Origin of the sequence: Pseudoroseomonas ludipueritiae (assembly GCF_014490445.1) — a bacterium.
In the GTDB taxonomy this organism is placed as follows: Bacteria; Pseudomonadota; Alphaproteobacteria; order Acetobacterales; family Acetobacteraceae; genus Pseudoroseomonas; species Pseudoroseomonas ludipueritiae.
Map to the genome: position 1 here is coordinate 1 of NZ_JACTUZ010000139.1, position 12,023 is coordinate 12,023.

Here is a 12,023-nt window from a genome sequence, read left to right on the forward strand (position 1 = left end):
GCTGGCACCGCCGCGGCCCGAGCGGTGGCGCCGTCGCCGCCGGCATCATCGGTGGCCTGGCGGTCGGCGCCCTGGTAGCCGGTGCGGCGCAGGCTGCCCCTCCGCCGCCGCCGGTCTACTACGCGCCGCCCCCGCCACCGGTCTACTACGCCCCACCGGTGACCTATTACGCGCCGCCGCCGCAGGTGTATTACGCACCGCCCCCGCCGCCGCCGCGCTACTACGCCTGGTAAGCAGGCCAGCTTCGGAACACCCCCGGGAAGCCCTTCCCGGGGGTGTTGCTTTTGACGGCCCGCCGCCCTTTCTCCATGAGGCCAAGAGACCCGCGCCGAGGCCGACCCCATGACCAGCAGCACTGAGTCCCACAGCCCCCGCACCGCCGGGGCCGATGCAACGGGTGGCTGAGGTGACAGGCGCGCATCTGGAGAAGCGCTCCTTCTCGCTGGCCGGGCACCGGACCAGCGTGGCGCTGGAGCCTGCCTTCTGGGGCGCGCTGGAGAAGCTGGCGGCTACGCAGGGGCAATCCCTGGCACGGCTGGTGCAGGCGGTGGACGAGGCACGGCTGGAGGCGGATACCCCGTTGGCCAGTGCCCTGCGCGTCCATGCGCTGGAGTCGCGCCAGGGCCTTTCCCCCGATCAGGTGGTTCCACCTGATCACGATCCACTCTAGCGCAGGTCCGACTCGAAGGCCGCCCAGCGTTCATGGTCCCGCCATTCCCCGCCAACCTTAAGGTATTGCGGGGAAAAGCCCTCCAGGCGGAAGCCCAGCCGCTTCACCAGGGCAATGGAGGGAAGATTGCCGGGCTGGATATTGGCTTCCAGCCGGTGCAGGCCCAGTCGCTGGAAGCCGTGCCGCGCCGCCTGCCGCACCGCCTCGGTCATCAGCCCGCGCCCGCCGAAACCCGGCATGCCGTAATAGCCGAGAAAGGCGCTTTGGAAGGCGCCCGCGACGATCTGGCTGATATTCACCACGCCCACGATCCCGCCCGAAGCCGCCTCCCGCGCCAGCAGCGAGACATTCGGCCCGGTCAGGATCTGCGCGAACCAGGCGTCGAAGCCGGCCTCGTCGGTAAAGGGATAGGCCCAGGGGGCATGGTAGGCGCGGTGGGCGGCATTGGCCTCGATGAGCGCCGGCGCATCCTGCCGCGTCACCGGCTGCAGCGTGATCATGGCGCCGTGGCGGGGCGCGGCTGCTCCGCCCGCCAGCGCAGCCAGTCCGCGATATCCAGCAGCCGGCGCGACTGCCGCAGCGGGCCGGTCATGCGCAGGCCAAGCTCCGGCCCTTCCGGCGGCGCCAGCCGCAGGGAAAGGTCGATGCCGCCATGCGCCAGGTCCACCTCGCCCCCCGCGCTGGCCACGGCCTGCTCACCCAGCGAAAGGCCCGCCTGCTCGATCACTGCCCGCCCGGCCCGTAGCCGCGCCACGGCCTCCATGCGGTCAAAGACGGTGCTGCCTTCCGCCAAAGCCGCGCGCAGCGCCGCCTCGGCCCCAGCATCCGGCTGGGTGGTGGCGCGCAGGGCGGCATTAAGGTCGGCGCCTGCCAGGATGCCGCCGCGCGCGCCCAGGCGCGCCGTGCCATCCAGCCCCGTCAGCAAGGCGGCAGGGCTGTGGCCGGCGGCGCGCAGCGACAGCTCGCCATCCAGTTGTCCGGCCGTCAGGCTCAGCGGCCAATCAGGCGGCGACGCATCCAGGCCGATGCCGTTCAGCCGCAGCTCCGCCGTCATGGCCGGGGGCGAGGCGGTGGTATCCACAACAGCCGCCCCTTCCAGCTTGCCGCCACGTAGCAGGGCCTGGAGCTGGTCCAGTTGCAGGATGCCGCCATTCAGTCGCAGGCCGGCCGAAAGCTGCTCCAGCGGCGGCAGCCAGGGGGGCATGGCGCGCGCGGCCTGCAAGGTCAGGTCGGCATCCACCAGCCCCAGCGGCCAGAGCACCAGCGGTTCCTCCCCACCGGCCGGGGTTGGCAGCGGCAGGCGCTCGGCTTGCAGCCGGCCGGTCAGGCGCGGCCGCGCCGCCGGGGCCAGGGCCAGGCCAAGCTGCCCGCCCAGGCGCATCTCGCCGGCCACGAGGTCGAAATTCTCCATCTGCCCGCCGGACCGCGCCGCATTGAGCGTGGCGATCAGTGACAGCGACCCCTCCCCCAGCCACAGCGGCGGCTTGCTGCCCAGCCCCTCGGCCAGCAGGCGCTGGGCGCCGGGGTGGCGCAGGGTCAGGATGCCGGCATAGCGCGGTGCCATGGCGTCCAGCGTGCCATTGGCTTCCAGCCGCGCCTCGCCCAGGTCCAGCCCGCCGCGCAGCGCCAGCGCGTTCAATGCGCCATTGGCGGAAAGCCGCAGGGCCAGCGGCTGGGTGGTGATGGGCGCGGTCTCGTCCCAGGTGCCGGGCAGGAAGGCCAGCAGCGGGCGGGCCACCGGCGCCGTCACTTCCAGCGCCATGTCCGTCAGGCGCGGCGGGGCATTGGCGGCGCTGCCGGGGGCCAGCATGCCGCTCAGCGCCACTTCGGCCCCGGCGATGCGGGCGGCGACGCGGCGCGCCGTCAGCCGCCCGGCCTCCATGGCGGCATCGACGGAAAGCCGCTCCATGGCCAGGTCGCGCCAGCTTGCCCGCTCGGCATTGAGGCGCAGGTTGGCGTCCCAGCCGGGGTTGCGGGTGGCCATGGCCATCAGGTCCAGGTGCTGCGGCAGCCAGCTGTCCAGGTCCAGCCGGTCGAAGGTCAGGCCAAGGCCCAGGGCAGGTCGCGCCCCGAAGCGCAGCACGCCCGCGCCGGAAATCCGCGCGCCATCGACCGTGGCGGTGAATTCCGGCATGGCCGCCTGGGCTTCCTCCAGCACCAGCCGCATGCGGCCCTCGCCCTGGCGCAGCAGGGTCGGGTCGGTGGCCTCCAGGCGCGCGCCCAGCGCCAGCAATGTGGCGCGCAGGGCGCTGCCGCGGAAGCGGATGGCAGCTTCCAGCTTGCTGCCGGCCTCCCGCAGCCGCCCGCTGGTGACGCCGGACATCTCGATCTCGGTATCGCCCGGCAGGATGGCGGAGACATCGGAGAGCGTCAGCCTCTCGCCTTCCACGAAGGCGGCGGCGCGCAAGCGGCGCAGGGTGATGCCGCGCAGCGTGGCGGCCTCGGCCGAAAGATCGACGCCGAAGGGCAGGCTGGGGGCCGAGGCATTACGCAGCGCCGCCACCCAGGGGTCCAGCGCCACGCGCCCGGTGATCAGCGCCAGGTCCAGCCGGGGCACCGGCGCCAGCCGCAGGGTGGCGGCACCGCGCGCCGGGCTGCCGGCCAGGTCCATCGTCAGCTCGCTGGCGGTCAGCAGGTCCGCCGAGGCGGAAAGCGCGCCGCGCAGCCGGAAGGCGCCGCCGGGGCCGGGCACCAGCGCCGCGAGGTCATTGCCGCCGCCCTGGATGGTGCCCTCGAAGCCGCCCTCCGGCAGCAGCACGCCGCTGGCGGAAAGCGATGCCTTGGCCGCCGCCACCGTCAGGTCCAGCGGCGCGGCATCGTCCCAGCCGGGGCGGCCGAGGATGGTGTTGAAGGTGGCGTCCAGGTTGCGCCAACGGAAGCGGCCGTCGATGCGCAAGGCATCGGTGGCGCTGCCGGCGGCGAGTTCCGCCGTCACATTCTCCAGCGGCACATTGCCGATGGTGATGCGGCTGTTCTCGATGCGGCCGCGCAGCCCGGTCAGCCAGGGCGGCGGGCGGAAGGACTGGCCGGAGGTCGGCGGCCAGGGCAGCCGGATCTCGGCCCCCACCAGCACCACCTCGCGCGGCTCCAGTTGCAGGCGCAGCAGGGCACCCAGGTCCAGCCGCAGCCGCAGCGCGCGCGCCTGGATGGAAAGGCTGCCATCCGGCCCACCGCCCTGCAACTCGCCGATGATGACACCGCCGGCTTCCAGCATCGGCTGCGGCAGCAGCGCCAGCTTCACCGGCCCGGTCAGCATCACCGGCTGGCCCAGCCGCCCGGCGGCCAGGATGGCCAGCCGGTCCCGGTGGGTGTTCCAGTCGGTCAGGCGCGGGCCGAACCACAGCGCCGCCACCAGCAGCACCGGCAGCGCCACCAGCAGCCCGAGCGCGATGCGACGAGGCCAGGACATCAGATGGCGCGGTCTCCCTCACGGCCCCAGCCGCCACCGCCGGGGGTCTCCAGCCCCAGCACCTCGCCGGCGGCGAGTTCGGCGCGGTCGCGGCCGCCCATCTCATGGATGCTGCCGTCCAGCCGTTCCACCCATTGCCGGCCCGGGGCGCCGGGGGCGCCGCCATGCAGGCCATGCGGCGGCACCTCGCGACGGGAAGCGACGACAATGGCCTGCATCGGCCGCAGGAAGCGGATGCGCCGCCGCACGCCATCGCCGCCATGCCATTGCCCGGCGCCGCCGGAGCCGCGGCGGATGGAGAATTCCTCCAGCCGCACCGGGTAGCGCAGCTCCAGGATCTCGGCATCCGTCATGCGGGTATTGGTCATGTGGGTCTGCACGGCCGAGGCGCCGTTGAAGCCCGGCCCGGCGCCGACGCCGCCGCAGACCGTCTCGTAATACTGGTAGCGGTCATCGCCGAAGAGCAGGTTGTTCATGGTGGCCTGGGCGCTGGCGCAGGCATCCAGCGCCGCCAGCAGCGCGTTGCAGGCGGCCTGGGAGACCTCGGTATTGCCCGCCACCACGGCGGCGCCGGGGCGTGGCGAAAGGAAGGTGCCTTCCGGCAGCACGATCTCCAGCGGCACCAGGCAGCCGTCGTTCAGCGGAATGTCACCGCCGACGAGGCAGCGGAAGCAGTAGAGCACCACGGCGCGCAGCACGGCCGGGGGCGCGTTGAAATTGCCGGGGCTCTGCTCCCCGGTGCCGGTGAAGTCGATGGTGGCGCTGCGGCGGGCGCGGTCCACCCGCACGGCCACCTTCAAGGGGCGGCCATCGTCCATGGTATAGGTGAAGCTGCCGTCGGAGAGCTTCTCGATGGCGGCGCGGACGCTTTCCTCCGCATTGTCCATCACGTGGCGCATATAGGCGCGCACGGTATCCAGCCCGAAGGCACGCACGGCCCGCTGCAATTCCTGCACGCCGGTCTCATTGGCGGCGATCTGCGCCTTGATGTCGGCGACATTCACGTCCGGGCTGCGGGCCGGGTACCTGGCACCGGACAGCAGGGCGCGGAACTCGGCCTCGCGGATCGTGCCGCCATCCACCAGCAGGAAATCGTCGATAACGACGCCCTCCTCCTCCAGCGTTCTGGATTCGGGCGGGGTGGAGCCTGGAGTCAGCCCGCCGATATCGGCATGGTGGCCGCGCGAGCCGACAAAGAACAGGATTTCCGTCCCGGCTTCGTCAAAGACCGGCGTGATGACGGTGATGTCCGGCAGATGCGTGCCGCCGTTATAGGGGTTGTTCAGCGCCACCACGTCGCCGGGCTTCAGGGTGGCGCCGCGCGTGCGGATCACGGTGCGCACGCTTTCCCCCATGGCGCCCAGATGCACGGGCACATGCGGCGCATTGGCCACCAGCCGGCCCTCGGCATCGAAAAGGGCGCAGGAAAAATCCAGCCTTTCCTTGATGTTGACCGAGAGCGAGGTGTTCTGCAGCACCGTGCCGGTCTGTTCGGCGATGCTCATGAAGAGGTTGTTGAACAGCTCCAGCAGCACCGGGTCCGGCTTGCTGGCATCGGCCACCACGGCATTGGCGCGGGCGGCGGTGCGGCGCAGCACCAGATGGTTCAGCGGCGTGACCTCGGCGGTCCAGCCGGGCTCCACCACCGTGGTGGCGATGGCCTCGCGGATCAGCGCCGGGCCGGGGATGCAGTCGCCGGCCAGCAGGGCATCACGGTCGAAGACCGGGGCGGCATGCTCAGCGCCGGCGGTGAAGAGCGGCACGGTAGCCAGGGGCGCGGGGCTCTCGCCCGCCGGGCGGGGCGGCAACGCGGGCTCGGCCACGGCCTCACCGGCCGCGATGCTTTCCACGACGCAGGCTTCCACTACCACTTGGCGTTCCGGCGTGGCGAAGCCGAAGCGGCGGCGATGCGCTTCCGTGAAGGCTTCCAACACCGCGTCATGCTCGTCGAAGGGCACGGGCAGGAAGCTGTCGGTGCCGGCATAACGCAGGTGCAGCCGGCGCTCGGCGCGCAGGCGGGCGGCGTCGTTGCCCTGGGCCAGCAGGTCGGCGCGGCCCTGTTCGGCCAGGGTGTCCAGCTTGGCGGCGAGTTCCGCCATGCCCTCGGGCCGCAGCGGGGTTTCCACCGCCGCCTCGCCGATCACGCTCTGATCCGCCAGCCCCATGCCATAGGCGGAAAGCACGCCGGCGAAGGGATGGATGAACACCGTTTCCATGCCCAGCTCATCCGCTACCAGGCAGGCGTGCTGGCCGCCGGCACCGCCGAAGCATTGCAGGGCGAAGCGGGTGGCGTCGTGGCCCTTCTGGATCGAGACCTGCTTGATGGCATGCGCCATATTGGCCACGGCGATGCGGAGGAAGCCCTCGGCCACCGCGCGAGGGTCCTGCGGCGCCTCGCCGGTGGCGGCGGCGATCTCCGCTGCCATGGCGGTGAATTTCTCCCGCACCACATCGGCATCCAGCGGCTGGTCGCCGCCAGGGCCGAAGATGGCGGGGAACTGGCTGGGCTGGATCTTGCCCACCATGACATTGGCATCCGTCACCGTCAGCGGGCCGCCACGGCGGTAGCTGGCGGGGCCCGGCACGGCGCCGGCAGAATCGGGGCCGACGCGGAAGCGGGCGCCGTCGAAATGAAGAACAGAACCGCCGCCGGCCGCGACGGTGTTGATGGCCATCATCGGCGCCCGCATGCGGATGCCGGCCACCACCGTCTCGAAGGCACGCTCGAAGGCTCCGGCATAGAGCGCCACATCGGTGGAGGTGCCGCCCATGTCGAAGCCGATGATGCGCTCGAAGCCCGCCATAGCCGCCGTGCGCGCGGCGCCGACGATGCCGCCCGCCGGGCCGGAGAGGATGGCGTCCTTGCCCTGGAACTTTTCCGCCAGCGTCAGCCCGCCGGAGGATTGCATGAAATACAGCCGTGCGGCCTCGCCCCCGGCTTCCGGGCGCAACTCGCCCGCCACCTGCTCCACGTAGCGGCGCAGGATGGGGGAGAGATAGGCATCCACCACCGCCGTATCGCCGCGCGGCACGATGCGCGGCAGCGGGCTGGCCTCGTGGCTGAGGCTGACTTGCGTAAAACCGACCTCACGCGCGATCTCGCCCACCCGCTGCTCATGCGCCGGATTGGTCCAGGCATGCATCAGCACCACGGCCACGGCGCGGATGCCGGCGGCGAAGCCCGCTTCCAGCGCCGCGCGGGCAGCGGCCTCGTCTAGCGGCGCGATCTCGGCGCCGTCGGGGCCGATGCGGCCGCCGATCTCGGCCACCTGCTCGTGCAGCAGCTCCGGCAACTTGATGTCGAGGTCGAAGAGCCGGGGCCGCGCCTGGTTGCCGATGCGCGCCATGTCGGCGAAGCCCTGGTTCACCAGCATCAGCACCCGCTCGCCCTTGCGCTCCAGCAGCGCATTGGTGGCGACGGTGGTGCCCATCTTCACGGCCTCCACCATCCCCGGCGGAATGGCGGCGCCTTCCGGCAGGCCCAGGCAGGCGCGGATGCCCGCCACCGCCGCGTCGCGGTAGCGCTCCGGGTTCTCGGAAAGCAGCTTGCGGGTGGAAAGCCGCCCCTCGGGGTCGCGGGCCACGATATCCGTGAAGGTACCGCCCCGATCGACCCAGAACTGCCAGCCAGCCGCGCCCATTGTGTATCTCCAGTCCACCAACCGTGCCGGTGTGGCGCCCGGCCGCCCGCCATGCAACCCGTTTCAGCGGCGGGGAGCACGCCTTTGCGAGCCGCATGGCACAAGCCCGGCATGGCAGGGGGCTGTGCGGCATGGTAGGGGGGCTAGAGCGAATGGCATCTGAGCAGGGAGCGGCCTGGGCTTGAGCCTCTGGGGCAAGATCATCGGCGGCGTGGCGGGCTTCGCGATGGGCGGGCCCTTCGGCGCCGTCATGGGCGCGGCGCTGGGCCATGCGGCCGAGGAAGGCAACCGCGCGCCGGAATTCGACCCGCGTCCGGAACTGGCGGCCCAGATCCGCAGCAAGGAACAGCTCTTCTCCATCGGCGTCATCGTGCTCTCGGCCAAGCTGGCCAAGAGCGACGGGCCGGTGAAGCGGATTGAGATCGACGCCTTCAAGCGCGTCTTCCGCATCCCGGACGAGAACATGCGCGATGTGGGCCTGCTCTTTGACCGAGCGCGGGAGGAAGTGGGCGGCTTCGAGCCCTTCGCCGCCCGCATGGGCGTGGCCTTCGCCGACCAGCCGCAGATGCTCGAGGAAGTTCTGGCCGCCCTGCACCACATCGCCCGCGCCGATGGGCCGATGACGCGGGGCGAGGCCGTCTTCCTGGCCAAGGTGCGCACCGCCTTCCGGCTGGACGAGGCCGCCGGCGAGCGTGCCAGCGCCGGCCGCGCCGGGGGCGGCTTCCCGGGCGCCGCCGAGCCGATCGGCGTGGACCCTTATTCCGTGCTCGGTGTCCCCGCCGGCGCCAGCGATGACGAGGTGCGGCAGGCCTGGCGCAAGCTGATGCGGGAGCACCACCCGGACAGCCTCGCCGCCCGCGGCGTGTCGGAGGAGCTGGTGCGCGGCGCCACCCGCAAGGTGGCCGAGATCAACGCCGCCTGGGACCGCATCAAGCGGGCCCGCAACCTGTGAGCGAGGGGCGGTGGCTGCGATGATGCCCGCTTTCCGGGAACGCCTGAGCCCGAACCACGACGAGCGCCCCGCCGGCACGCCCATCGACATGCTGGTGCTGCATTATACCGGCATGAAGACGGCCCGGGAGGCGCTGGACCGGCTTTGCGACATCAACCCGCCTGCGCCGCTGCCCCGCGTTTCCTGCCATTATCTGGTGGAGGAGGACGGGCTGGTCTGGCGGCTGGTGCCGGAGGAGCGGCGGGCCTGGCATGCCGGGGTCTCCTTCTGGCGCGGGCATGACACGCTGAACGGCCGCTCAATCGGCATCGAGATCGTCAATCCCGGCCATGAATGGGGCTACCGCCCCTTCCCCGCCCTGCAGATGGCGGCGGTGGCCGATCTGTGCCTCGACATTCTCGGCCGCCACCCGATTCCGCCGCAGAATGTGGTGGCGCATAGCGACATCGCCCCCGACCGCAAGCAGGACCCGGGTGAGCTGTTCGACTGGGAAGGGCTGGCTGCCAATGGCATCGGCTTCTGGCCCAATGGCGTGGACGGCAGCGGTGCCGACCGGCCGGAGGGTGGGCTGGCCCGCGCGGCGGAGCTGCTGGCGCGAATCGGCTATCCTGTGGACCCAGCCCGCCCGCGCGTGGCGCTGAGCGCCTTTCAGCGCCGCTTCCGGCAGGAGCGTGTGGATGGCGAGGCCGATTCGGGCACCCTGGCCCGGCTGGAAGCGGTGCTGCGGCTGAGCGAGGAAGCGGCCAGCCCGGCGAGCCTCGCCGGCTGAACCCTTGCGAATCGGCCGCTTAGCGATTGACTTTCCAGGGCCTGCGGCGCACTTGACCCCCGCGTCAGACGGCCGGGCGACCGCTGGCTGGGGAGCGATCCCTTGCTGGAGGAAAGTCCGGGCTCCACGGGAATACGGTGCCGGTCAACAACCGGCGGGGGCGACCCCAGGGACAGTGCCACAGAAAACAAACCGCCCGCGCGGCTTCGGCCCCGCAGGCAAGGGTGAAACGGTGCGGTAAGAGCGCACCGCGCCCCTGGCGACAGGGGCGGCAGGGTAAACCCCACCGGGAGCAAGGCCGAATAGGGGGAACCGGCGGGATGGCCCGAGAGGGTACCGACCGCAGGGGCTTTTTCCGCCCCGTTCCCCGGGTTGGCCGCGAGAGGCTCGGCGCAAGCCGAGTCCCAGAGGAATGGTCGCCTATCCCGCCGGAGTCGCATCCGGCGGGTGGACAGAACCCGGCTTACAGGCCGTCTGACGCACCTCAGACACAGTTCGCATCATTTGTCAGGTTGCTGGTGAAGCATCAGCTTCAACCTATTGATTTAATGTGTATTCACGTTCCGTCCACACGGGGTTTAGCGCTTGCCGCCCGGTTACAACCCGTGATATCCCATGCCATCCCATGAACGATCCATGAAGCTCGGGGGGGCTGAGGATCGGGACCGGGATGGTCGGGTGAGCCGGTGAGGTCGGGGGACCTCACCGGCCGCTTCCCGGTCTAGCTGTGCCGCAAGGCATGCCGCGAAGGGGGATTGGCGGCGACAGATGGCCCGGTTCATGGGGACACATACCAATCGGCTGGATCGGAAGGGGCGGACTTCCGTGCCCGCTCCGTTCCGCGCCGAATTGGCGCGTCTCGGAACCGACGAGATCGTGCTCCGTCCCTCTCACCGGGCGCCCTGCCTGGAAGCCTGGCCCATGCCCGCCTTTGAAGCGATGGCTGGCAGCATGGATCAGTTCGATGTGTTTTCCGACGCGGGCGACGACATGGCGGCGGCCCTCTTCGCCGATGCCTTCCCCACTCGCCCGGATGGCGAGGGCCGCATCATGCTGCCCGAGGAACTGATCGCCCATGCCGGCCTGGGCGAGTCGATCTCCTTCGTCGGCCTCGGCAAGATCTTCCAGATATGGGAGCCCGGCGCTGCCAAGCGTCACACCGAGGAAGCCCGTGCCCGCGCCCGCGAGCGGGGCCTGACCATGCGCGCACCCGGCGCGACTCCGGGAGGCGCGGCATGAGCGGCCATATCCCCGTGATGCTGCGGGAGGTGCTGGACACCCTCGCCCCGCGCGATGGCGGCATCTATCTGGACGGCACCTTCGGCGGCGGCGGCTATGCCTCCGCCATCCTCTCGGCCGCCAACTGCACGCTGCACGCCATCGACCGCGACCCGGATGCCATCGCCCGTGGCGCCGCCGTGGCCGCGCGCTTCCCCGGCCGGCTGCATCTGGTGCAGGGCCGCTTCGGCGACATGCTGGAGCTGATGCGGGAGCAGGGCGTGGGGAAGCTGGACGGCGTGGTGCTGGACCTCGGCATCTCCTCCTTCCAGATCGACCAGGCGGAGCGCGGCTTCTCCTTCCGCTTCGACGGTCCGCTGGACATGCGGATGGAGAAGAGCGGCCCATCGGCGGCCGATCTGGTGAACCGCCTGCCGGAAGCCGAGCTGGCCGATGTGCTGTGGCAACTGGGCGAGGAACGGCATTCCCGCCGCATCGCCCGCACCATCGTGGCCGCCCGGCGCGAGGCGCCGATCGAGACCACCTCCCAGCTGGTGCGCGTCATCCATTCCTGCATGCCGCGCGACCCTTCCGGCCAGGACAGCGCCACCCGCTCCTTCCAGGCCCTGCGCCTGAAGGTGAATGACGAGCTGGGCGAGGTCGAGCGCGGCCTCGCCGCCGCGGCCGAGCTGCTGGCCCCTGGTGGCCGGCTGGTGGTGGTGGCCTTCCATTCGCTGGAAGACCGGCTGGTCAAGCGCTTCATGCAGCAGGCCGCCGGCCGCGCACCCGGAATTTCCCGCCACCTGCCCGTGGCCGGGGATCATCAACGGAAGGCGGCGCCCTTCCGGCTGGTGGTGAACAACGCCCTGCGTCCCGGGGAGGCCGAGACATCGGCCAACCCGCGTGCCCGTTCTGCCCGGCTGCGGGCCCTTGAGAAGATTGAGGAGGCTCCATGTTCCGCCCCCTGACCATTATCGCCATCACGGCTTTCTGCGTCGTGGGCTGGAACGTGTACCGCGCCGAGGATTCGGCCCGGCAGCTGGACCGCGAGCTGCGCGACCTGACCAGGCGCATCGAGCAGGCCCGCGACCGCACCCAGGTGCTGAAGGCCGAATGGGCCCTGCTGAACGAGCCGGAGCGGCTGCGCGTGGTGGCCCAGAAGTACCTGCCGCTGGAGACCATGACGCCGGCGCAGTTCATCCGCCTGGCCGATCTGGGCGGGCGGCTGCCGGTGGCCATGGCCTTTTCCGGCCCCGTGAACCTCTTCGGCTCCACCGGCGAGACGGCGGTGGCCGAGGCCACGCCCGCCAAGCCCGCCGCGCCCACGGCCGTTGCCGCCGCCACCCCGGCCCCGGCTGCCGAGG

9 protein-coding genes, 1 other RNA gene and 1 pseudogene are annotated in these 12,023 nt (G+C 71.4%); 8 read left to right on the forward strand and 3 right to left on the reverse strand.

Translation table 11 applies throughout. The annotated features are described in order from the left end of the window. Together IBL25_RS20595 and IBL25_RS20600 are read left to right on the forward strand one after the other, a co-directional pair. Window positions 1-233: pseudogene (locus tag IBL25_RS20595) on the forward strand (hypothetical protein); the annotation flags it as partial. Window positions 234-388: 155 nt separating this feature from the next. Beyond that, window positions 389-670, forward strand: a complete 282-nt coding sequence (locus IBL25_RS20600) for a ribbon-helix-helix domain-containing protein (RefSeq protein ID WP_187780385.1) — start codon at window positions 389-391, stop codon at window positions 668-670. Here the strand turns inward: IBL25_RS20600 and IBL25_RS20605 are convergent. The 3 genes from IBL25_RS20605 to IBL25_RS20615 are packed head-to-tail and all read right to left on the reverse strand — an operon-like array spanning window position 667 to window position 7,720. Further along, window positions 667-1,170, reverse strand: a complete 504-nt coding sequence (locus IBL25_RS20605; protein WP_187780386.1) for a GNAT family N-acetyltransferase — start codon at window positions 1,168-1,170, stop codon at window positions 667-669. The genes IBL25_RS20600 and IBL25_RS20605 overlap by 4 nt on opposite strands. Next, window positions 1,167-4,079, reverse strand: coding sequence for an AsmA family protein (locus tag IBL25_RS20610; RefSeq protein WP_187780387.1), 2,913 nt, complete (start codon window positions 4,077-4,079; stop codon window positions 1,167-1,169). Before IBL25_RS20610 ends, IBL25_RS20605 begins: the two co-directional genes overlap by 4 nt. Continuing rightward, window positions 4,079-7,720: a hydantoinase B/oxoprolinase family protein gene (locus IBL25_RS20615; protein WP_187780388.1), complete on the reverse strand. Its 3,642-nt coding sequence runs from the start codon at window positions 7,718-7,720 to the stop codon at window positions 4,079-4,081. The genes IBL25_RS20610 and IBL25_RS20615 overlap by 1 nt, the downstream gene beginning before the upstream one ends. A 181-nt stretch (window positions 7,721-7,901) precedes the next feature. Here IBL25_RS20615 and IBL25_RS20620 point away from each other — a divergent pair, with 181 nt between their 5' ends. The 6 genes from IBL25_RS20620 to ftsL form a co-directional block, all read left to right on the forward strand. Then, window positions 7,902-8,672, forward strand: coding sequence for a TerB family tellurite resistance protein (locus tag IBL25_RS20620; RefSeq protein WP_187780389.1), 771 nt, complete (start codon window positions 7,902-7,904; stop codon window positions 8,670-8,672). Between the two features lie 19 nt (window positions 8,673-8,691). Beyond that, a complete protein-coding gene (locus tag IBL25_RS20625) occupies window positions 8,692-9,441 on the forward strand; it encodes an N-acetylmuramoyl-L-alanine amidase (RefSeq protein ID WP_379656201.1) in 750 nt (249 codons plus the stop codon). A gap of 64 nt (window positions 9,442-9,505) precedes the next feature. Further along, window positions 9,506-9,923: RNase P RNA component class A (gene rnpB, locus IBL25_RS20630), an RNA gene on the forward strand. Between the two features lie 286 nt (window positions 9,924-10,209). Continuing rightward, window positions 10,210-10,680 carry a division/cell wall cluster transcriptional repressor MraZ gene (gene mraZ, locus IBL25_RS20635; RefSeq protein WP_187780390.1) on the forward strand — a complete coding sequence of 157 codons (471 nt, stop codon included), beginning with the start codon at window positions 10,210-10,212 and terminating at the stop codon, window positions 10,678-10,680. Beyond that, entirely contained in the window at window positions 10,677-11,627 is a 951-nt protein-coding gene (rsmH, locus tag IBL25_RS20640; protein ID WP_187780391.1) for a 16S rRNA (cytosine(1402)-N(4))-methyltransferase RsmH, read from the forward strand. The genes mraZ and rsmH overlap by 4 nt, the downstream gene beginning before the upstream one ends. After that, window positions 11,612-12,023 (forward strand): cell division protein FtsL (ftsL, locus tag IBL25_RS20645; RefSeq protein ID WP_456315877.1); only part of this gene is annotated, 412 nt, incomplete at its 3' end. The genes rsmH and ftsL, both read left to right, overlap by 16 nt.